Source organism: Xanthomonas sp. JAI131 (assembly GCF_013410075.1).
In the GTDB taxonomy this organism is placed as follows: domain Bacteria; phylum Pseudomonadota; class Gammaproteobacteria; order Xanthomonadales; family Xanthomonadaceae; genus Xanthomonas_A; species Xanthomonas_A bonasiae.
This window is the reverse complement of the sequence record NZ_JACCCN010000001.1, coordinates 164579-187011: the sequence shown is the minus strand read 5'-3', so window position 1 is coordinate 187011 and position 22433 is coordinate 164579. Positions and strand designations below refer to the sequence as shown.

Here is a 22433-nt window from a genome sequence, read left to right as displayed (position 1 = left end):
CGGCCTCAGTCGTTGCCGGCCACCGTCATCTTGCCGACCAGCACCGCGCCGATGTGCACGTGCGAACGCACGTCGATGTCGCGGCCGACCGCTTCGATGCGCTGGAACATCTCGCGCAGGTTGCCGGCGATGGTGACCTCGTCCACCGGGTAGGCGATGGCGCCGTTCTCGATCCAGAAGCCGCCGGCGCCGCGCGAATAGTCGCCGGTGACCGGGTTGACGCCGTTGCCCATCAGTTCGGTGACCAGCAGGCCGCGCGGGATGCCGGCGGCGATCGTGGCCAGATCGTCCGCGTTCGCCGCCACCTGCAGGTTGTGCACGCCGCCGGCGTTGGCGGTGGTCTGCAGGCCGAGCTTGCGCGCCGAATAGCTGCCCAGCACGTAGCGCTGCAGCACCCCGCCGGCAACCAGCGGCGCGGCACGGGTGGCCACGCCCTCGCCGTCGAAGGTCGCCGAGCGCATGCCGCGGCGCAGGTGCGGCAGTTCGTCGATCGCGAACCACTCCGGGAACAGGCGGCTGCCGACGCTGTCGAGCAGGAAGCTGGCGCGGCGGTACAGCGCGCCGCCGGACACCGCGCCGAGCAGATGCCCGACCAGCGAGCGCGCCATCTCCGGCGCGAACAGCACCGGCAGCTCGCCGGTCGGCAGCGAGCGCGGCTGCAGCCGGGCCACGGTGCGCTCGGCGGCGCGGCGGCCGATCGCCGCCGGCTGTTCGAGATCCTCGCGCGCCAGCGCGCTGCTGTACCAATGGTCGCGCTGCATGCCGTCGCCGTGGCCGGCGATCAGCGCGCAACCGATCGAATGGTGGGTGCTGCGCTCGCGGCCGACGAAGCCGTGCGAGTTGGCGTACACCGACAGGCTCTCGCTGCTGCCGGCCGAGGCGCCGTCGGAATTGGCCACCCGCGGGTCGGCCTCGCGCCCGGCGGCCTCGCAGGCCAGCGCCAGCTCGATCGCCTCCTCGGCCTCCAGCGCCCACGGATGCCAGCGGTCCAGCTCGGGCATGTCGCGCGCCATCAGCGCCGCGTCGGCCAGCCCGGAGGCGACGTCGTCCTCGGTATAGCGGGCGATCGCGCAGGCCTGGGCGACGGTCGCCTCGAGGCTGGACTCGTGCAGGTCGGCGGTGCTGGCGCTGCCCTTGCGCTGGCCGAAGTAGACGGTGACGCCGATGCCGCGGTCGCGGGTGGCCTCGACCGTTTCCACCGCGCCCAGGCGCACATTGACGTCCAGCCCGCGGTCTTCGCTGCAGCTGACCTCGGCCTGGCTGGCGCCCAACTCGCGCGCGCGCGCCAGCAGCCGCTCGGCGATGCCGGACAGGCGCTCCAGGCGTTCCAGGCTGTCGTCGCGGCGCAGTTCGGAAGTGATCGCGTTCAATGCTTTATCCTTGTTGTGCGAGTCCCTTCGCAAGAGCCCGGCCATCCATGGCCGGACTTGGAATTATGCGATTCCTTCGCAACAGCCCGGCCATCCATGGCCGGACTTTCTAATTTGATGTTTCAGACTGATCGAGTAGTACGACGATGCGCGGACGCGACGAAGACACCGGTGAATTCCGCGGCGACAGCCGCAGCCAGCAGCGCCGCGCGGCGCTGGAAGTGCTGACCCTGGGCGAGAAGCTGGTGGCGCTGACCCCGGCGCAGCTGGCCAAGCTGCCGGTGCCCGAGTCGCTGATCCCGCATATCGAGGAAAGCAAGCGCATCACCTCGCACATCGCGCACAAGCGGCAGCTGGCGTTCCTGGCCAAGCAGATGCGCCGCGAGGACGACGCCACCCTGGACGCGATCCGCGAGGCGATGGACGCCAACAGCGACGGCGCGCGCCGCGAAGTGGCGGCGATCCACCGCGTCGAGGACTGGCGCGCGCGCCTGCTCGCCGATGGCGACAGCGCGCTGTCCGAACTGCTGGGCGACTACCCCGAGGCCGACCGCCAACGCCTGCGCCAGCTGATCCGCAACGCCAAGGAAGAGCGGCTGAAGAACAAGCCGCCGCACGCCTACCGGGAGTTGTTCCGGGAGTTGCGCGAGTTGGTATTGGAGGGTGCGGGACTCGGGACCGGGGACTCGGGACTCGAGGAAGTAGACGACGACGCGTTCGAGGACGACGCGCGCGACTGAGCCGCGGCGGCGCCGGCCCCGCACGGTTGCGCACCCGCGACCGCTTCGGCACGCGGGGCGGCGACGCCGACCAAACGCATCGGCATCGCCACAGCCACCGCGCGCGGCTTTACCGAATCCCGAATCCCGAATCCCCACTCCCGGCTCCTACGCCGTCCCGCCCACGGTCAGCCCGTCGATCAGCAGCGACGGCTGGCCGACGCCGACCGGCACGCTCTGCCCGTCCTTGCCGCACACGCCCACGCCTTCGTCCAGCGCCAGGTCGTGGCCGATCATGCGCACCTTCTGCATCGTCTCCGGGCCGTTGCCGATCAGGGTGGCGCCCTTCACCGGCGCGGTGACCTTGCCGTCCTCGATCAGGTAGGCCTCGGTCGCCGAGAACACGTACTTGCCGCTGGTGATGTCGACCTGGCCGCCGCCGAAATTGACCGCGTACAGGCCCTTCTTCACCGAGCGGATCATTTCTTCCGGATCGTGCTGGCCGGCCAGCATGTAGGTGTTGGTCATGCGCGGCATCGGCAGGTGCGCGAACGATTCGCGGCGGCCGTTGCCGGTCGGCGCCACGCCCATCAGCCGCGCGTTCAGCGAATCCTGCATGTAGCCCACCAGCACGCCGTCTTCGATCAGCGTGGTGCAGTTGGTGGGCGTGCCTTCGTCGTCCACGTTCAGCGAGCCGCGGCGGCCGTCGAGGGTGCCGTCGTCGACGATGGTCACGCCCGGCGAGGCCACGCGCTGGCCGATGCGCCCGGCATAGACGCTGGTGCCCTTGCGCGCGAAGTCGCCTTCCAGGCCGTGGCCGACCGCTTCGTGCAGCAGCACGCCGGGCCAACCGGGACCCAGCACCACCGGCATCACCCCGGCCGGCGCCGGCACCGCCTCCAGGTTGACCAGCGCCTGGCGCAGCGCTTCCTTGGCGAAGGCTTCGGGGCGGCCGTCGGCGAACAGCACTTCGTAGCCGTAGCGGCCGCCGCCGCCGGCATAGCCGGACTCGCGGCGCCCGTCCTGCTCGACGATCACCTGCACGTTGAGCCGCACCAGCGGACGCACGTCGGCGGCGAGCACGCCGTCGCTGCGCGCCACCAGTACCGTGTCCACGCCGCCGGACAGGCCGACCATCACCTGCTGCACGCGCGGGTCGGCGGCGCGCAGGAACTGGTCCAGGCGCCGCAGCATCTCGACCTTGAGGTCGTTGCCCATGCCGTCCACCGGGTCCAGCGCCGGATACAGCGCGCGCCCGTTGCCGCGCAGCAGCGATTGCGCCGGCTGCGCGCCGCCGTCGCGGGAAATCGCCCGCGCCGACTGCGCCGCGGCCAGCAGCGCGTCGCGGTGGATGTCGTCGGAATAGGCGAAACCGGTCTTTTCGCCGGAAATCGCGCGTACGCCCACGCCCTGCTCGATGGAATGGGCGCCGTCCTTGACGATGCCGTCCTCCACGCTCCAGCTCTCGCGCCGCGAATGCTGGAAATACAGGTCGCCGAAGTCGATGCCGGGGCCGAGCAGCGTGCCGAAGGCGCGCTCCAGGCTGGTGGCATCGAGGCCGGCGGGAAGCAACAGGCGGGTTTCGGCGAGGCTGAGGGCGTTTTCGGTCATGGGGCTCAACATGGGGGACGGGGACGCTCAGCGCAAGCGCCGGCGGTACGGCGCAGGCGCCGATTCAGGGACTTCTGGACGCCGCAGGCGGCGCCGGCGGACGCGCCGATTCGCGCTCGATCACCTCCACCTTGGGATCCTTCCACGGGCCGGTGACGCGGTAGGTGCGCGCGCCGATCGCGCCCAGCGGCTTGCCCAGCACCGCGTTGGCGGCGGCGCCGACCGCCGCGCCGACCGGGCCGCCGGCGACCGCGCCGACCACGGTCAGCAGGTTGCCGGATTTGGGATTGACGTCGATGGTCTGGTCGAACTGCTGCGCGCGCAGGTCGGCCTGCCCGCGCACCTTGATCTCCGCGGCCGGACCGTCGATCAGCATCGATTCGCTGCGCGCGACGCCGTCGCCGAACTGGACCTGGCCGTCGATGCGGTTGAAGGCGAAGCCCTTGGAGAAGAAATCGCGGAAATCGAACATCAGCCGGCGCGGCAGCTGCGCCACGCTGAGCAGGCCGAGCACGCGCCCGGCACCGGGGTTCAGTTCCAGCAGCTGGCCATTGCGCGCGGCCACGTCGAGCTGGCCCTGCAGCGTGGCCAGCTGGAACCCGGCCGGATCGCCGGGCCAGGCGGCGCGCAGGGTGAGCGTGCCTTCGCCACCGCGCACCTGGCCGCCGAAGTCCAGGCTCTGCATCAGTTCGCCCAGGTCCTGGCTGTCCACGTTGGCGCTGAGCTGGGTGCGCGCGGTGGCGCCCTTGCCGCGCCAGTCGCCGCTGATGTCGATCTTCTGCTTGTCCGAGCGCAGGTGCAGCTGGTCCACCTGCATGCCGTCGCTCAGCTTGCGGGTGCGCAGCGAGGCGGCGCCGAGGTTCATCGCGCCGAAACGCAGGTCGTCCACGTCCAGCGCCAGCGCCGGGATCGAGGCCGGATCGATCGCCTCGGTCAGCGGCCGCACCGCCGCAGCCGCGGCCGCGGGGGTGGGATCGGATGCCGCGTTGGCCGGCGCCGCGGCCGCGGCCGCAGGCGCGCTCGCCGCCGGCGCGGCGCGCCAGTGCACCCGCGCCAGGCGGCCGCCGAGCACCCCGCCCTCCTTGCTCGGCACGCTGAGTTCCCCGGCCAACGCCGGTCCGTCCAGATGCACCGCCACCGTGTCGGCCTGCGGCTGCAGCCGCAGCCGGGTGTTGTCGAACACGCCGCCGAGCAGCAGCAGGTGGTCGGCCAGCACGTCGATCTGGCGCAGCGGCATCGGGTCTTCGGCGCCCGGCGTGGCCGACTTGTTCGGATCCGGGCCGCTGACCAGGCCGATCCAGTCGATCGCGTTCAACGAGGCGGTGCGGCCGCTCACGGTCAGGCCGCTGCTGGGCGGATCCTCGGCCACGTGGTCGCTGCCCATCACCACCTTGACCCCGGTCTTGCCGTTCTGGCTGCGCGCGACCAGCGCCATCAGCTTGCCGAAGGCCACCTCGATGCGCCCGCTGCCGACCGGCAGCGGCACGTTGACCGAGGTCGCCAGCGGCGCGGTCACGCCCTTGTCCATCGGCGCCGGCAGCAACAGCTGGGTGCCGACCAGATCCGAATGCAGCTGCAGACGGCTCGGCGGCTGCACTCCGCCATCGGCGGTCTTGGGCAGGCCGACACCGATGTTCCAGCGCGAGCGGCCCTGCACGAACGGCTTGAGCCAAGCCATTTCCGGCGCCCGGTCGAGCAGTTCGTCGGCGTCCACCGAGGCGCTCAGCGCCGCTTCGAAGGCCTGCTGCGGATCGCTCACGCCATCGCCGGCGCGCAGCGCCAGTTCGCCGGCATGGCCCGCGTACTGCACCGCCAGTCTGGGCGCTTCGAAGCCGGTATCGCGATAGTCGGCACTGCCGCGCATGTCGTCGAAGGCCACATCCCAGCGGCGGTCGGCGATGTGCGCGCCGAGCAGTTCGACCTTGCCGCGCAGATGATGCACGCCCACGTCGCGGCGCAACGGCTGCAGCAGGTCGAAACTGACGTCGGCCGGGCCGGAGGCGCTGAGCGCGTCGAGGGTGTCGCCATAGCGCTTGCGCAGCGGACTCTGGCGCAGCATCGCCAGCAGCTGCCCGGTTTCGGCGCGGCTGCTGGCCAGCACGCTGAGCTGGCCCTCTTTGTAGTCCGGCAAGGTCGCCGACAGCCGTTCCACCGGCACCCCGCCCATCTCGCCGCGGCCCTGGACCTGGAAGCCATTGCCGATGAACACGACATCGGCGTCCACCTTCTCCACCGCCGGCCATTCGCGCTGGAAGCGGACCTTGCCGTCGTCCAGCCGTGCACTGGCCTCGAAGCGGCCGTTGTGGTCGACGAACGGCCACTGGTCCAGGTCGCCGGACACCAGCGCGCGGCCGCCGCGCAGGCGCCCGCCCTGCAGCGCGGCGTCCAGCCAGTCGGTGGCCGCCTTGCTCATCTTCGAATGCACCCAGAATTTCTTCGCCGCCACCACCGGCGCGTCCTGCAGCTCGGCGGCCACGTCGATCCACGGCCGCGAGCCGTCGGCCTGGAAGCGCAGCCCGCCGCGGAAGTCGGCGCCGTAGTCGGTGCCCTGCACGCGCAGCGCGGGCGTCGCCACGCGCAGGTCCTCGCCGTCGCGGAACACCACGATGCGCCCGGCCAGTTGCACGTCGTGGGGCACGCCGAACCCGCTGGGCCAGTCGAAACGCACCGGGCTGGCGGCATCCAGCACCAGCTCGCCGCCCTGCGCGTCGCCCTCGAAGCGTCCGCGCAGGCCGCTGACGCCGGGCGATTGCCCGACCGGCGCGAACGCCAGAGCGCTCAGCCGGCCCTGGCCGTACAGCGGCCCGCCGGCGCGGCCGGTCAGCGCCACCTGGGTCAGCTGCAGCCGCGGCCGCGCCGCGTGCAGCCAGGCGCGCAGGGACGGCGACAGGCCGTCGCTGAGCGCGGCCACCGCCAGCAGCGGCGCCAGGTCCAGGTGTTCGCCGAGCAGCGCGAAGCGGCGCCCGCCGGCCACGGTCAGCCCGTCCAGGCGCTGCATCGGCTGGCCCGCCTGGCCGATCTGCAACTGCGGCGCATCCAGCCGCCAGCCGCCGTCGATCTGCCGCCAGCGCGCGGTGGCGCGCAGGGTGGTGAACGCGGTCTGCGGCCGTGCGGCGCCGGCGACCGGCGCCGCGCCGCTCAGGCGCAGGTCGCGCAGCGTGGCCTCGACGCTGACCCCGACGATCCGATGCCGCTGCAACTGCGCCCAGCCCTGCACCTGGCCGGTGCCGCCGTCGATGCGGATGCCGCCGGCCTGCAGCAGCCCCGACCAACCGGCCAGTTCGGCCGGGCGCGCGGCCACATAGGCCTGGCCGTTGCCGCGCCGGCGGTCCATGTCCAGCACCGCGGTCAGCGGCGCCTGCCTGGGATCGATCCAGCCCTGCGCACCGACGCGCAGGCGGTCGCCGTCCACGCGCAGGCGCAGGTCGATCTTCGGCAACGTCGTCTCCACGCCCAGTTCCGGCGCATGCACCGCCAGCCGGCCGTCGATGACCTGCAGCTCGCCCAGGCCCTGCAGCGCGTCCAGCGGATCGCCGCCCTGCCCGGTGGTCGGCAGGCCCTGCACCGACCAGGTGCCGTCGGCGCCGCGCAGCAGGGTCAGCGCCAGTCCGCGCAGGCGCAGCTCGGTGAACGAGCGGCCCGGCAACAGGCCGGCGTACATCGACACCAGCACCTCGGCCTGGCCGACGCGCACGCCATCGCCGGCGCCCACGCGCAAGCCATCCAGGCGCAGCAGCGGACCGCGCCGGGTCCACGCGGTCTCGACCCGGTCGAACTGGATCGGGCGCCCGGCGCGCTCGCTGAGCCAGGCCTGGATCCGCTGCGGATGCCGCTCCACGAACGGCAGCGCCTGGCTCAGCGCCCCCACCACCAGCGCCACGCACACCAGCCCGATCGCCACCGCGTAGAACGCGAAACGGCGGGCCAGGCGCAGGCGGCGGCGCAGGGGGGTAGGCATCAACGGCGGGGATTGGGTAGTCGGGATTGGGGATTCGCAAACGCCAAAGCGACGCACGCGGACAGCAACCGGTTGCGATCACGCCGCTCAACCAATCCCCAATCCCCAATCCCGAATCCCGGCTTCACAACAACACCACGTCGAACTGCTCCTGCAGGTATTGCTCGTCGGCCTGGAAACGGATGCTCTTGCCGAGGAATTCCTCCAGCTCGGCCACCGCCGAGGATTCCTCGTCGGTGATCCGCGCCACCACCTTGCTCGAGGCGATCACCAGCAGCCGCGCGGCGTCGAACTGGCGCACCGCGCGGGTGATCTCGCGGAAGATCTCGTAGGTCACGGTTTCGGCGGTCTTGATCGAACCGCGCCCGCTGCATTCCGGGCACGGCTCGGACAGCTGCCGCTCCAGGCTCTCGACGGTGCGCTTGCGGGTCATCTCGACCAGGCCCAGCGGCGAGAATTCGTACACCGTGGTCTTGGCGTGGTCGCGCGACAAGGCCTTCTCCAGCGTGCGCAGCACCTGGCGGCGGTGCTCGGCGTCGTCCATGTCGATGAAGTCGATGATGATGATGCCGCCCAGGTTGCGCAGCCGCAGCTGCCGCGCCACCGCCTGCGCCGCCTCCAGGTTGGTGCGGAACACCGTTTCCTCGAGGTTGCGCTGGCCCAGGAACGAGCCGGTGTTGACGTCGATGGTGGTCATCGCCTCGGTCTGGTCGATCACCAGGTAACCGCCGGACTTCAGCGGCACCTGCTTGTCGAGCGCGCGCGCGATCTCGTCCTCGACGCCGTACAGATCGAAGATCGGGCGGTCGCCGGTGTACAGCTCCAGGCGCTCGGCCAGGATCGGCATGTACTTGGCGACGAACGCCTGCAGCCGTTCGAAGGTCTCGTGCGAATCGACCTTGACCTTCTCCACGTCCTTGCGGATCAGGTCGCGCACCGCGCGCAGCGGCAGGCTCAGGTCTTCGTAGATGATGCTGGCCGGGGCGCCGTCGCGGCCGCGCCGCTCGACCACGTTCCAGACCCGCGACAGATAGGCGATGTCCTCGGCCAGCGCCTCGGCCGGCTGGCCCTCGGCATTGGTGCGGATGATGTAGCCGAAGCCGCCGTGGCTGGCGGCCAGGTCGGCGACCAGGGTCTTCAGGCGCAGCCGCTCGGCCTCGTCCTCGATCCGCGCCGACACCCCGATCACCCGCGACTGCGGCAGCAGCACCAGGTAACGCGAGGGAATGCTGATCTGCGTGGTCAGCCGCGCGCCCTTGCTGCCGATCGGGTCCTTGACCACCTGCACCACGATGTCCTGGCCGTCGCGCAGCAGCTCCACGATCGGCACCCCCGCCGCCACCGGCAGCGGCGGCGCCTCGTCGGTGTCGCCGTTGGCCACCGGCGCCGGCCGCACCACGTCGTTGGCGTGCAGGAACGCCGCGCGCTCCAGCCCGACCTCGACGAACGCCGCCTGCATGCCCGGCATGACCCGCTGCACCCGGCCCTTGTAGATGTTGCCCACCACCCCGCGGCGCCAGCCGCGCTCGATGTGCAGTTCCTGCAGCATGCCGTTCTCGATGACGGCCACCCGGGTCTCGCGCGGTGTGACGTTGACCAGGATCTCTTGCGACATCAAAGCACTCCGAAGGCGCGCAGCAGTTGGGAAGTTTGGTGCAGGGGCAGGCCCATCACCCCGGAATAACTGCCGTCCAGGCGGCTGACGAAGCGCTCGGCGCCGCCCTGGATCGCATAGGCGCCGGCGCGCCCCATCGGCTCGCCGCTGGCCACGTAGTCGGCGATGTCCTGCGCCGACAAGGCCGCGAAGCTGACCTGGGTCGGCACCAGCAGCACGTCCTCGCGCGCCGCGGCGACCAGCGCCACCGCGGTGATCGCCTGGTGGGTGCGCGCGGACAACGCGGCCAGCATCGCCGCCGCGTCGGCGGCGTCGGCCGGCTTGCCGAACACGCGATCGTCCAGCACCACCTCGGTGTCGGCGCCGAGCACCACCGCATCGGCCGCACCGGCCAGCTGCGCCATGCCGGCGCGGGCCTTGTCCAAGGCCACGCGGCGCACATAGGCTTGCGCAGATTCGTCGGCCGCGCGCACCTCCGGCACCTCCAGATCGAGGATCCGGAACGGCACGCCCAGGCGCGTCAGCAGTTCGTTTCTGCGGGGGGAACGGGAAGCGAGATACAGCATGGCTGAAGGATAACCCGGCGGGCCTGACTGAACGATCGCTAATTCCGGAGGCGCACACTCGACCCCGCTCCGAATCACGACGCGTTCATCGTCGCGGCAACACCCTCGCCTCACTTTCAAGGAGAACCTCCAATGCGTGCACCCTCCATCCGTCCGCTGCTGCTGGCCCTGACCCTCGCCCTAGGAGGCACGATGACCGCCCATGCCCAAACCGCCGCACCGGGCTATGCCGTGCCCGCCGACGGCACCCTGCTCAACATCGCCGCCCAGGCCGAGGCCAGGCACGCGCCGGATGTGGCCACGCTGTCGGCCGGCGTGGTCACCCAGGCCAGCGACAGCGCCGCGGCGATGCGCCAGAACGCCGAGCAGATGACCAAGGTGCTGGCCGCGGTGCGCGCCGCCGGCATCGCCGACAAGGACGTGCAGACCAGCGGCATCAATCTCAGCCCGCAGTACAAGTACGTCGAGAACCAGGCGCCGCAGATCCTCGGCTACCAGGCCAGCAACTCGGTCAACCTGAAAGTGCGCGACATCGCCAAGCTCGGCAAGGTGCTGGACGCGCTGGCCGCGCAGGGCGCCAACCAGATCAACGGCCCCACCTTCGAGATCGACGATCCGGAACCGCTGTACGACCAGGCCCGGGTCGATGCGCTGAAGAAGGCGCAGTCCCGCGCGCAGACCTACGCCAAGTCGCTGGGCCTGCGCGTGCGCCGCATCGTCAGCATCTCCGAAGGCAGCGGCGGCGGCGTGCGCCCGATGCCGATGATGCGCACGATGGCGATGAAGGCGGAGATGGACAGCACCCCGGTGGCGACCGGCGAAAGCAGCGTGTCGGTCAACCTGGACGTGGTGTTCGAACTGGGCAAGTAAGCCCCGCCCGCACCAGCTTGCCGACGACGGCGCCTGCGGGCGCCGTCGTCGTTTCTGCGCCCATGCGATGCCGTGGCGCCGGGCTGGCGTGCGGGTCCGCCGGCGATGCTTGCCATGGCGACGGCAACAGGCGCAATGTCGAAGGCGCGGGCGGGGGCCGCATCGACCCCGTCCGCCGCGCTGGCGCGTTTGGTCGTACCGCAAGTCCACAAGACGCACTTCATCATGGAGGTGGATCATGGTTCGCACGCAACTCCCCGCTCCCTCGTTCGGTATCGACCTGTCGCGGATCCTGGCGCTCAGCGCCGCGATCGGCCTGCACCTGTTGGCCATGCTGCTGTTGCTGATCCCGCTCTCGCACGTGGCGCCGCCGCAGGAGCCGGCCAAGGCGCAACCCATCTGGCAGCAACCGATCGTGGTTCCGGTCACTCCAACGCCGCCGCAAGCCACGGTGCAGCCCGAGAAGCGGCCCATGACCCAGCCGCGGGTGCCGACCGCCGTGCCGGTCCCGACCCCGGTGCAGGCGCCGCTGGCCGACACCAGCCCGATGCCGATGCAGGCCGAGGCCGCCGATCCGGCCCCGACCGCGGCCGAGCCGAGCGTGCCGCCGGATCAGGTCAGCGCACCGGTCGCCGGCATGCAGCTGCAGTACCTGCGTGCGCCGGCCCCGCCCTACCCGCGCGATGCGCTGCGCGACGGCTTGCAGGGCAGCGTGTTGCTGCGCGTGCTGGTCGGCGTCGACGGCCAGCCGCTGGAGGTCAGCATCGCCAAGAGCAGCGGCCACCGGATCCTGGATCAGGCCGCGCGCGAGCAGGTGCTGAAGCGCTGGAAGTTCCATGCCGCACTGCAGCAAGGAGTGCCGGTTCAGGCTTATGGACTGGTCCCGGTGGATTTTTCCCTGGGCCGTTGAGGTAGCTGCGTCCGTCCCGCTGCGACACCCCGCGGCGGGACGGCTGCATCGCCAGGCTTCACTGAAATTTCACAATACCTGCAAGTACATGGCACGCGTCCGACCGGGACAGGTCGGCGCCCTTGCGATTTTTAGCCGTACAACTCGCGTTTCCAGTTAGGAGAGAAACTGTGAACATCCAGCAGCAACGGCGTGCGACCCGCCGCCTTGTCCTGTGCGCGTGCGTGAGCAGCGCCCTCGCGACCGCCGCGGCCACCCCCGCATTCGCACAAGAAGCGGCCACCAACCTCGACCGCATCACCGTCACCGGCTCCAACATCCCCCGCACCAACACCGAGACCCCGTCCCCGGTCCAGGTGGTCACCCGCCAGGAAATCGACCGCACCGGCAAGAGCACGGTGGCCGAATACCTGCAGACGCTGACCTCCGACGGCGCCGGTTCGATTCCCAAGAGCTTCGGCAACGGCTTCGCCGGCGGCGGTGCCGGCATCTCGCTGCGCGGCCTGGGCGCCGGCTCCACCCTGGTGCTGTTGAACGGCCGGCGCATGGCCACCTACGGCCTGGCCGACGACGGCCAGAAGGTGTTCACCGACCTGAGCACCATCCCGCTGGACGCGGTCGAGCGGATCGACATCCTGAAGGACGGCGCTTCGGCGATCTACGGCTCCGACGCCATCGCCGGCGTGGTCAACATCATCCTGCGCAGCGACTTCGAAGGCGCGATCCTGCGCGGCTCCTACGGCATGTCCGGCGACAGCGACGGCAACGCGCGCAAGGCGACCCTGACCGCCGGCACCGGCAACTTCGCCAACGACGGCTGGAACGCGTTCTTCAGTCTGGACGTGGGCAAGTCCGACGCGATCAAGATCAGCGACCGCAAGGACCGCAAGTGGATCGGCACCGGCGACATCCGCCGCTACGGCTACGACCCCGCCGACATACAGTTCATCACCGGCGCCTATCTCAGTGGCGGCACCGCCGGCGGCGCCGGCCCGAACGGCTCGGTGTTCAACAACGCGGCCACGCCGCAACTGGTGGCCTTGCCCGGTTGCGCCAGCGTCAGCACCATCCCCGGCCAGACCGACGCCACCGCGCAGGCCCAGGGCTGCCTGGGCGATGCGGTCCAGCAATACCGCGACCTGAGCCCGGAGGAGAAGTACGTCAACGTGTTCGGCCGCGCCAGCTTCGCCTTCGGCGAGGGCGGCGAGATCTACACCGAGATCGGCTACTCGAAGAAGGAAACCGTGTTCTCCAACACCCCGTCCGGCGTGTCCGGCGGCTGGGGCTATCCCGGCGGCCCGGTCAATGCCAACAGCGGCGCCGGCGCCACCGTGCTCTACGCCGGCCATCCCGACAACCCGCTGCCCTACGCCGCGCGCCTGCGCTACAGCGCCTGGGACGTCGGCCCGCGGGTGACCGACAACACCAACGAGTTCAACCGCTTCCTGGCCGGGGTCAAGGGCAATTGGGGCGAGTGGAGCTACGACACCGCCTACCTGCATTCGGGCACCGACCTGGTCAACAAGCGCACCGGCTTCCTGCGCTACAGCGCGGTGCGGTGCGTGCTCGGCAACCCGGCCTGCCCGGCCGGCACCTGGCGCATCGGCGACGACGCCGGGCTGAACTCGCAGGCGCTGTACGACTACATCTCGCCGACCATCAGCGCGCGCGCCAAGTCCAGCCTGGACATGTTCAACTTCACCGTCTCGCGCAGCCTGGCCGACCTGCAGGGCGGCCCGCTGGGCCTGGCGCTGGGCACCGAATGGCGCCGCACCAGCAACAGCCTGACCCCGCAGACCTACACCGACATCGGCGACATCATCGGCCTGGGCTACTCGTCCTACGACGGCACCCAGAACGTCTACGCCGCCTATGCCGAGCTGTCGGCGCCGGTGCTGGAGCAACTGGAACTGTCGGCGGCGGTGCGCTACGACAAGTACGAGAGCGGCGACAGCAAGGCCACGCCGAAGCTGGGGGTGAAGTGGACGCCGGCCGACTGGATCGCCCTGCGCGCCAGCTACGCCGAAGGCTTCCGCGCGCCGAACCCGGCCGAGAACGGCGACGGCGGCCTGGCCGCGTTCTCCAATGCGGTCGACCCGATCCGCTGCGCGATCGATCCGGCCAACGAATGCACCGCGCGCTCGGTGGCGATCATCACCCGCCCCAATTCGGCGCTGACCCCGGAAGAGTCCAAGAGCTACTCGGTGGGCTTCGTGCTGCAGCCGACCGCCAGCACCTCGCTGACCGTGGACGCGTGGGAAATCAAGCGTACCAACGAGATCGCGCAGGGCAACACGCGCGACGCGATCCTCGCCGGCGACGTCCTGCGCGACAGCAACGACATCGGCGGTGTGGCCAACAGCGGCACCATCCTGGCGGTGAACACCGATTACGTGAACGCCAATTCCTCGCGCGTGCGCGGCATCGATACCGACATCCGCCAGACCTTCGTCATCGGTCCGGGCCAGCTGGAGCTGGACGCGCAATGGAGCCACCTGCTCAAGTTCGAGCGCACCGAAGGCGACACCACCTACGACTACGTCGGCACCCACGGCAACTGCGACGTGACCAACTGCATCGGCACCCCGCAGGACCGGGTCAACGTCGGCAGCACCTGGAAGCAGGGCAGCTGGAGCGTCAGCGGCGTGGTCAACTACATCGCCAGCATCGAGAACAAGGACAGCCGCGGCGGCGACTACCTGGCGTTCTATGCCGACGGCAGCCCGGTCGAGAAGATCGCCTCGTTCACCACCTTCGACCTGTCCGGCCGCTGGAACGTCACCGAGGCGTTCGAACTCAACGCCTCGGTGCAGAACGTGTTCGACCGGATCGCGCCGCTGGATCCGTCCACCTACGGCGGCGTCAACTACAACCCGCTGCACTTCAGCGGCGCGGTCGGCCGCTACTTCACGGTGGGCGCGAAGTACACGTTCAACTGATCGAACGCGTTGCGATACACGGAAGAGCCCGGGCGCGAGCCCGGGCTTTTTTGTTTGTGCCGACCTGCGCCAGTCGCGCGGCGATTGCGTTGCCGGCGTCGCGCCGGCGCCGCGGGCGACGCGCGGCTGGCGCGTCGTGCAGGCGCGGGGCGAATCAGGCGAGCCTGGCGGTCATGCGCGATGATAGGGATGGTTGGCCAGCATCGCCGCGGCGCGGTACAGCTGTTCGGCCACCACCAGCCGCACCAGCATGTGCGGCAGGGTCAGCGGACCCAGCGACCAGGATTCGCCGGCCACTGCCAGCACCTCGGGCGAATGGCCTTCGGGACCGCCGATCAGCAGCGCCAGGTCGCGGCCCTGGCCGCGCCAGTGTTCCATGCGCTGCGCCAGCTGTTCGGAACTGTACGGCTTGCCGGGCACGTCCAGCGCCACCACCAGCGCGTTCTTCGGCAGCGCAGCGAGCACGCGGCGGCCTTCGTCCTCGATCGCGCGCTGCGCGTCGCGGCCCTTGCCGCGCAACCCCGGTTCGATCTCGACCAGTTCCAGCGGCAGCCAGTGCGACAGGCGCTTGCGGTATTCGGCGAAGCCCTGCGCGACCCAGGCGGGCGCGCGTTCGCCGGTGGCGATGAGTCTGCATTTCATGCCGGCATGATAGCCGCGGCGCGGCCCGGCGATCGGCGCGCGGCTGTAGCGCCCTGGTCGCGGAGCCAGCCGCCCTCCCTGTAGGAGCGGCTTCAGCCGCGACCGCTTTTACCGGCCGCGTCCATAGCGCGCCATGGGCAGACCACCCGCCATCGCACTTGCACCTGCCTGCTGCGCGCTACTCGTCGCGCTGCGCGTCGTCCAGCATGGCCTGGAACAGCATGGCCTCGCGCGAGATTTGCGGCGGGTGCGGGTGCTGCCGCTTGAGCCAATGCCGCAGCGCCGGCGCCTGCCGCAGTTCGCGCAGGTCCTCGGCCAGTTCGTCGATCTCGTCCTGCAGCGCGCGCTTGATCTCGGCCATCGCCGCATGCAAGCGCTCCGGCTTGAGCCGGCGCGTGCCGAACACCGCGTAGTCGGCCTTGAACGCGGCATCGATTCGGCGCAGCTCGTCCTGGGTGGCCTGCAATTGCTCGCCGAGCATGCGGTTGTAGCGCTCGATGCGGGGTTCGGCCATCGCCGCCAGCGCGGCGGCGTCGAGCTGGCCGGCCTGCAACTGCAATTCGAGCAGGCCGAGCAGGTCGGCATCGGCATAGGCCGCGTTGAGCCGTTGCATCAGCGCGGTCTTGCGCTCGCGCTGCAACGGATCGGCCTCGCGGTCCGGATGCAGCGCCGCGGCCAGCCTGCGGTACACCTCGCGTAACGCGGTCTGCGGATCGAACGCCGGCGCCGGCGCCGCCGAGGCGGCGCGCTGCGCCTTCTTCGCCTTGCGTGCGACCGCCGCGACCTGGGTCTGCCGGCGGCGCTGCTGCAGGCGCTCGAACAACGCCTGCGGCGATGCCAGATACGGCAGGGCATCGGCGTCCACACCGAAATGCACGGCGATCAACCCGCGCAGCGCCGCATCCGAGGCGGCGATGCGTTCGTCGTAGGAGGTTTCCGCATGGCGGTCGTAGAGCGGCTTGAGGTCATGCAGGCCAACCTCGTCGATCAACGGCTCGATCAGCGCGCAGAGCTGCGCCGACAGCGCGGCGCGGTCGCTCTTGCCCAGCTTCTGCGCCATGCCCGCCGCATCCAGCGCCAGCACGCGCTCGACGTGCAACTGGTCGCGCCGCTGCAGCAAGGGCTGCACCTGTTCGTGGAAGCGCTGCTGCCAGCGCGGCAAGGCCTCGCGCCAGGCGGCGAGTTCGCCGCGGCTGCGCTCCAGCTGCACCACCAGGCTGTCGAAGCGCTCGCCAGCGGCGCTGCGTAGCGCATTGCCGGCGCCCGGCAATGCGGCCGACAGGGTCAGGCCCGGGCTTGCATCCGCCACCGGCGCGTCGTCGCGCCGGGGCGTCGGATCAGGCATCGCGCGCGTCGTCGTCCGCGTCGCTCGGCGGCTGGTCGCCGACCGTCCACAGCCGCTCCAGCGCATAGAACTCGCGCACCCGCGGCAGCATCACGTGCACCACCACGTCGCCGAGATCGACCAGCACCCACTCGGCCTCGCGCTCGCCTTCCACGCCCAGCGGCATCACGTCCAGCTTCTTGGCGTGCTTGATCACTTCGTCGGCGATCGACTTGACGTGGCGGGTGGAGGTACCGGAGACGACGATCATGTAGTCGGTGACGCTGGACTTGCCGCGCACGTCGATTTCCACCGCGTCCTTGGCCTTGAGCTCGTCGAGCGCGTTGCGGACGTGGGCGAGCAGTACCGGCAACGACGGCGGCGGGTTGGGCAGTTGGGTCTTGATGACGTGGGCTTGACTGGACAAAGGTGCGAACTCGATGGAATGGGCGAATTATAGGGAACTACGCGAAGACGCGTATTCAGCTAGTCGGCGCGGGCGCCGCTGGGGGCCGCCGCATACAGCCCGGCGGCACGGATGTAGTCCGCGACCGCGGCCGGCACCAGCGCCGCCCAGTCGCCGCCGGCGGCGATGCGCTCGCGCACCTGGCTGGCCGATTCGCTGCGCAGCGGCTGCCGCAGGCACCACAGCAGGCCACCCGGCGCGCCGGCCAGCGCCTGCGGCGACGCCGCCCAGCGCCCGGCCACCGCCTGCGCCAGTTCGGCCGGCAAGGCGCGTTCCCAGCCGCTGCCGGCACGGTCGGCGACGACCAGGTGCGCCGTGTCGAGCAGGCTGCGCCAGTCGCGCCAGGCGTTGAAGCCGACGAAGCTGTCGGCGCCGATCAGCAGCGCCAGCGGCGCGGCGGCGCCGAGTTCGGCGCGCAGCTCGCGCACCGTGTCGATGCTGTACGAGGCCACGCCCGGCTGCGCCAGCGCTCGCTGCAGTTCGTGCCGGTCGAGCAACAGCCCGGCTTCGCCGTCGATCGCCAGCGCCAGCATCTCGCAGCGCTGCCGCGCATTGGCGCCCGGCGCGTCGCGATGCGGCGGATCGGCGGCCGGCATCAGCCGCACCGGCACCCCGAACGCATCGCGCGCCGCCCGCGCGATCGCCAGGTGGCCGTTGTGGATCGGGTCGAAGGTGCCGCCGTAGATCAGGCTGAGAGGCCGGGATTGGGGATTCGGGATTCGGGATTCGTCAACGGCGGCAACTTCTGCGCGGACATCCGACGCCACGGGATCGCCGCTGTTGCCAATCCCGAATCCCGAATCCCCAATCCCGGCGGTCATACCACCAACAACCGCACCGCCCGCGCCTCGGCGATGGCCAGCAGCAGGCGCTCCAGCGCGATCCAGGCGTCGCCGTCGGCGCGGCCCTTGGCGATGCGGTCGATGCGTCCTGCTTCGGCGGCGAAGCGCTCCCAGCGGCGCGGTTCGGCATGCCGCTGCAGGGCGCGCTTGAACGGCGCCTGGCGCGACTCCCAGATGCCCTGCCCCTTCATCTCCGCGGCCAGGTTGCCGCCGGCCGCCTGGACCTTGGCCAGCGCCGCGGTGCGCAGCAGTTCCTTGATCAGGATCGGCAGCAAGGCCGCCACCGCTTCGCCCTCGGCGCGCAGCCCGGCGAGCATGCGTCCGACCACCGGCGCCTGCCCGGCCAGGGTGGCCTCGGCCAGGCGGAACACGTCGTAGCGCGCGGCGTCGGCGACCAGCGACTCCATCGCCGCCACGTCCAGGCTCTGCCCGTCGGCCAGCAACGCCAGCTTGTCGATCTCCTGCGCGGCGGCCAGCAGATTGCCTTCGACCCGCTCGGCCAGGCGCTGCACCGCGCCGGCATCGGCGCGCAGGCCCTTGCTGCGCAGGCGGCGCTCGATCCAGTCGCCCAGTTCGTGCGGCTTGATCGCCCAGGCCACCGCGATCACCCCGAGCCGGCCGACCGCGTCGGCCCACTTGCCCTGGTGCGCCTTGCTCCATTCGTTGCAGGTGATCAGCAGCACCACGTCCGGCGGCGGATCGGCGCAGAACGCGCTGATCACCTCGCCGCCTTCCTTGCCGGGCTTGCCGCTGGGCAGGCGCAGTTCGATCAGCCGGCGCGGGCTGAACAGGCTCGGCGCATTGAAACTGGAATACAGCTGGCTCCAGTCGAACTCGCGGCCGTCGGCGTCGAACACCTCGCGCTCGCCGATGCCTTCGGCGCGCGCACGCGCACGCACCGCGTCGGCGGCCTCGAGCACGCGCAGGGTTTCCGGGCCGGCGATCAGGTAGACCGGATGCAGCGGCTGCGCGGCCGGCTGGGTGACGAGTTGTTCGGGACGCAATTCCATGGCGGCAACCTAGGGCCTGTCGCTGCGCGCCGCCAGCGGATCGCCCGCTACGGGCGAGCGGCGGGCGGCGGGCGGTGGCCGGCGGATCAAGGCTGCGGCGAGGTCGCCGGCGGCGTGCCGGGGTCCGGCTTGCCTTCGACCGGCGTGCCGGTGGCGGCAGGCGGCGCCTCGTTGACGTTCTTGCCGTTGCGCACTTCGGCGCGCACCACGCTGTCGATCCGGCGCAGCATCGAGGCCGACATCTCGCGGCGCAGTTCGTCGGCGAGGATCTCGCGCTCGGTGGTGGTGCCGGTGGCGTCGGTCGGCGGCGACACGTAGTCGCGCGACAGCTCGATCACCTGCTGCGGCACCAGCACGCTGCCGTCGGCGCGGCGGAACACGAAGATCGCCGCATAGCGCAGGCTGTACTCCTGGGCGCGGCCTTCGGCGTCGAGCGCGATCGGCAGGTCGCCCCAGCGCTCGGACAGCACTTCCAGGCGCGCCACGCCGGTGTTGACCTCTTTCGGCGCGATCTCCGCGCCGGCGGCGCGCAGGCCGCGTTCGAGCAGCTTCACCAGCTCGCTGTACGGCGCCGAGGAGACCACCTTCACCGAGGGCGTGCCGGCCGGCAGGGTCAGCTTGTCGCGCAGATGGAAACCGCAGGCGGTCAGGGTCGTCGCGAGGACGAGGGCGAGCAGGAGTCGGGTCATGGACACAGTCTGGAGGAGCCGGCTGGGCGCGGCAACAGGCGGCTAGCCTGCCCGATGCCGCGTGAACGAGGGTTGAGACGAGCCGAAGCGCGCGCCGACGGCGCCGCCGCAGCCGGCGCCGCGGCAACGCGTACGACCGCGGCGGCGCGGTTCACGCCGCCACCAGGTTCACGATCTTGCCCGGCACGATGATGATCTTGCGGATGCTCAGGCCTTCCAGGAACTTGGCGGTGTTCGGCTCGGCCTGGGCCAGCGCCTCGATCTGCTCGCGCGGGGCGTCGGCCGCGACCTCGATGGTGCCGCGCAGCTTGCCGTTGACCTGCACCGCCAGGGTCAGCGCGTCGCGCACCAGCGCGGCCGGGTCCGGCTGCGGGAACGGCAGATCTTCCAGCAGCGTCGGCGCATGTCCCAGCGCCTGCCACAGCGCGTGGCTGGCATGCGGAGTGATCGGGTTGAGCAGCAGCACCGCCGCTTCCAGCGCTTCCTGGCGCACCGCGCGGCCCTGGTCGCCGGCGTCGTCGAACTTGGCCAGCGCATTGGTCAGCTCCATCACCGCGGCGATGGCGGTGTTGAAGCTGTGGCGGCGGCCATAGTCGTCGGCGACCTTGCCGATGGTCTCGTGGGTCTTGCGCCGCAGCGCCTTGTGCTCGGCGCCCAGCGCGGCCGCATCCAGCGCCGGGGCGGCACCGTCGGCGACATGCTTGTGGACCTGCGCCCACAGCCGGCGCAGGAACCGCGCCATGCCGTCCACGCCGGCCTCGTTCCACTCCAGCGACTGCTCCGGCGGCGCGGCGAACATCGAGAACAGGCGCACCGTGTCGGCGCCGTACTTGCCGACCATCGCCTGCGGGTCCACGCCGTTGTTCTTGGACTTGGACATCTTCTCGGTGCCGCCGATCTGCACCGGCTGGCCGTCGGCGACCAGGGTGGCGCCGACGATGCGGCCGCGCTCGTCGCGCTGCACATCCACGTCGGCAGGGTTGATCCAGTCCTTGGAACCGTCACCGTTGTCGCGGTAGTAGGTCTCGGCGATCACCATGCCCTGGGTCAGCAGGTTGGTCGCCGGCTCGTCGCTGTCCACCAGGCGCGCGTCGCGCAGCAGCTTGTGGAAGAAGCGGAAATACATCAGGTGCAGGATCGCGTGCTCGATGCCGCCGATGTACTGGTCCACCGGCAGCCAGTAGTTGCCGCGCTTGTCGACCATGTCCTTGGCGCCGGGCGAGGTGTAGCGCGCGTAGTACCAGCTCGACTCCATGAAGGTGTCGAAGGTGTCGGTCTCGCGCTCGGCCGCCGCGCCGCACTGCGGGCAGGTGGTCTTGCGCCATTCCGGATCGGTCTTCAGCGGCGAACCGGTGCCGCTCAGCGCCACGTTCTCCGGCAGCAGCACCGGCAGCTGGTCTTCCGGCACCGGCACCGCGCCGCAGCTGGCGCAGTAGATCACCGGGATCGGGCAGCCCCAGTAGCGCTGGCGGCTGACGCCCCAGTCGCGCAGGCGGTAGTTGATGCGGCGCTGGCCCTGGCCCTTGCGCTCGAAGCGCTCGGCCAGCGCCTCGAACGCGCCGTGGTAGTCCAGGCCGTCGAACTCGGCCGAGTTGACCAGTTCGAACTCGCGGGTCTTGTCGGTGTACCAGTCGCGCCAGACGCTCGACTCCCAGGTGCGCTCCTCGTCGTTCTTCGGCGCCGTCAGCGCGATCACCTGGCGGATCGGCAGCGCGTACTTGTTGGCGAACTCGAAGTCGCGCTGGTCGTGGCCGGGCACCGCCATCACCGCGCCGGTGCCGTAGCCCATCAGCACGAAATTGGCGACCCACACCGGGACCTGCTCGCCGCTGATCGGATGCACCGCCACCAGGCCGGTGTCCATGCCGCGCTTTTCCTGGGTCTCCAGTTCCGCCTCGGACACGCCGCCCTGCTTCAGCTCGGCCAGCAATGCGGCCAGCTGCGGATTGGACCTGGCCGCGTGCAGCGCCAGCGGATGTTCGCTGGCGATGGAGACGAAGGTCACCCCCATCAGCGTGTCCGGGCGCGTGGTGAACACGCGCAGCGGATCCAGCGCCGCGCCGTCGGCGTCGCGCACCTCGAACTGGATCTCCAGGCCTTCGGAACGGCCGATCCAGTTGCGCTGCATGGTCTTGACCGATTCCGGCCAGCCCGGCAGCTGGTCCAGGCCGTCCAGCAACTCCTGCGCGTAGTCGGTGATGCGCAGGAACCACTGCGGGATCTCGCGCTTCTCCACCAGCGCGCCGGAGCGCCAGCCGCGGCCGTCGATGACCTGCTCGTTGGCCAGCACGGTCTGGTCGACCGGATCCCAGTTCACCACCGCATTGCGGCGATAGGCCAGGCCCTTGCGCATCAGCCGGGTGAACATGCGCTGCTCGTGCACGTAGTACTCGGGACGGCAGGTGGCGAATTCGCGCGACCAGTCGATCGCATAGCCCAGCGACTTGAGCTGGCTGCGCATGTGTTCGATGTTGGCGTAGGTCCACTTCGCCGGCGCGGTCTTGTTCTTGATCGCGGCGTTCTCGGCCGGCAGGCCGAACGCGTCCCAGCCCATCGGCTGCAGCACGTTCTTGCCGTTCATCCGCTGGTAGCGGCTGATCACGTCGCCGATCGTGTAGTTGCGCACGTGGCCCATGTGCAGCGCACCGGACGGATACGGCAGCATCGACAGGCAGTAGAACTTGGGCTTGTCGGAGGTCTCGTTGACCTCGAAGGCGCGGGTGGCGTCCCAGAACTGCTGGGCGGACGATTCGACCTGCTGCGGGTCGTAGGCGGTGGGCTCGACGGCGGACATGGAAACGGGCAAGGGCCAGGCGGCAACAAAGCAGGCAAGGGTACCGCAGCGCAGCAGGCGGCTCCAATCGTGGCGACGAGCGGTGCCGACGCCGCTCGCCTGCGACCG

Annotated in this window: 16 protein-coding genes; 4 read left to right on the top strand and 12 right to left on the bottom strand. The window is 70.7% G+C overall.

The features are described from left to right. Positions 1-5: 5 nt before the first annotated feature. Positions 6-1370, bottom strand: a complete 1365-nt coding sequence (gene pmbA / locus HDC36_RS00825; RefSeq protein WP_179563790.1) for a metalloprotease PmbA — start codon at positions 1368-1370, stop codon at positions 6-8. Between the two features lie 146 nt (positions 1371-1516). On the opposite strand from pmbA, the gene yjgA reads away from it, so the two are divergent. Continuing rightward, positions 1517-2110 carry a ribosome biogenesis factor YjgA gene (yjgA, locus tag HDC36_RS00820; protein ID WP_179563789.1) on the top strand — a complete coding sequence of 198 codons (594 nt, stop codon included), beginning with the start codon at positions 1517-1519 and terminating at the stop codon, positions 2108-2110. A 147-nt stretch (positions 2111-2257) separates the two neighbouring features. On the opposite strand, the gene tldD is transcribed toward yjgA, so the two are convergent. The 4 genes from tldD to HDC36_RS00800 form a co-directional block, all read right to left on the bottom strand. Then, a complete protein-coding gene (gene tldD, locus HDC36_RS00815; RefSeq protein ID WP_179563788.1) occupies positions 2258-3700 on the bottom strand; it encodes a metalloprotease TldD in 1443 nt (480 codons plus the stop codon). 64 nt (positions 3701-3764) lie between these two features. After that, entirely contained in the window at positions 3765-7658 is a 3894-nt protein-coding gene (locus tag HDC36_RS00810; RefSeq protein ID WP_179563787.1) for a YhdP family protein, read from the bottom strand. 124 nt (positions 7659-7782) lie between these two features. After that, entirely contained in the window at positions 7783-9273 is a 1491-nt protein-coding gene (gene rng / locus HDC36_RS00805; RefSeq protein ID WP_179563786.1) for a ribonuclease G, read from the bottom strand. After that, positions 9273-9839 (bottom strand): Maf family nucleotide pyrophosphatase, encoded by a 567-nt coding sequence (locus HDC36_RS00800; RefSeq protein ID WP_179563785.1) that lies wholly within the window; start codon positions 9837-9839, stop codon positions 9273-9275. Before HDC36_RS00800 ends, rng begins: the two co-directional genes overlap by 1 nt. Positions 9840-9971: 132 nt before the next feature. Here HDC36_RS00800 and HDC36_RS00795 point away from each other — a divergent pair, with 132 nt between their 5' ends. From HDC36_RS00795 to HDC36_RS00785, 3 genes are all read left to right on the top strand, one after another. After that, complete coding sequence (locus HDC36_RS00795) at positions 9972-10709, top strand: SIMPL domain-containing protein (RefSeq protein ID WP_179563784.1); 738 nt, start codon at positions 9972-9974, stop codon at positions 10707-10709. 238 nt (positions 10710-10947) lie between these two features. Next, positions 10948-11619, top strand: coding sequence for an energy transducer TonB (locus HDC36_RS00790; protein ID WP_179563783.1), 672 nt, complete (start codon positions 10948-10950; stop codon positions 11617-11619). Between the two features lie 224 nt (positions 11620-11843). Further along, a complete protein-coding gene (locus tag HDC36_RS00785; RefSeq protein WP_318241185.1) occupies positions 11844-14558 on the top strand; it encodes a TonB-dependent receptor in 2715 nt (904 codons plus the stop codon). Between the two features lie 171 nt (positions 14559-14729). On the opposite strand, the gene rlmH is transcribed toward HDC36_RS00785, so the two are convergent. From rlmH to leuS, 7 genes are all read right to left on the bottom strand, one after another. Then, positions 14730-15200: a 23S rRNA (pseudouridine(1915)-N(3))-methyltransferase RlmH gene (rlmH, locus tag HDC36_RS00780; RefSeq protein ID WP_064540057.1), complete on the bottom strand. Its 471-nt coding sequence runs from the start codon at positions 15198-15200 to the stop codon at positions 14730-14732. A gap of 178 nt (positions 15201-15378) precedes the next feature. Next, complete coding sequence (locus HDC36_RS00775) at positions 15379-16545, bottom strand: J domain-containing protein (RefSeq protein ID WP_179563781.1); 1167 nt, start codon at positions 16543-16545, stop codon at positions 15379-15381. Next, a complete protein-coding gene (rsfS, locus tag HDC36_RS00770) occupies positions 16538-16951 on the bottom strand; it encodes a ribosome silencing factor (RefSeq protein WP_179563780.1) in 414 nt (137 codons plus the stop codon). The genes HDC36_RS00775 and rsfS overlap by 8 nt, the downstream gene beginning before the upstream one ends. Positions 16952-17010: 59 nt before the next feature. Further along, the gene (gene nadD, locus HDC36_RS00765) at positions 17011-17757 is read right to left on the bottom strand and encodes a nicotinate-nucleotide adenylyltransferase (protein WP_343204305.1); all 747 of its coding nucleotides are present in this window, start codon (positions 17755-17757) and stop codon (positions 17011-17013) included. 50 nt (positions 17758-17807) lie between these two features. Further along, positions 17808-18842 (bottom strand): DNA polymerase III subunit delta, encoded by a 1035-nt coding sequence (gene holA, locus HDC36_RS00760; RefSeq protein ID WP_179563778.1) that lies wholly within the window; start codon positions 18840-18842, stop codon positions 17808-17810. An 86-nt stretch (positions 18843-18928) separates the two neighbouring features. Then, positions 18929-19531, bottom strand: coding sequence for an LPS assembly lipoprotein LptE (gene lptE / locus HDC36_RS00755; protein WP_179563777.1), 603 nt, complete (start codon positions 19529-19531; stop codon positions 18929-18931). Between the two features lie 151 nt (positions 19532-19682). Then, on the bottom strand, positions 19683-22325 hold the full coding sequence (leuS, locus tag HDC36_RS00750; RefSeq protein ID WP_179563776.1) for a leucine--tRNA ligase: 2643 nt from the start codon (positions 22323-22325) through the stop codon (positions 19683-19685). Positions 22326-22433 lie beyond the last annotated feature (108 nt).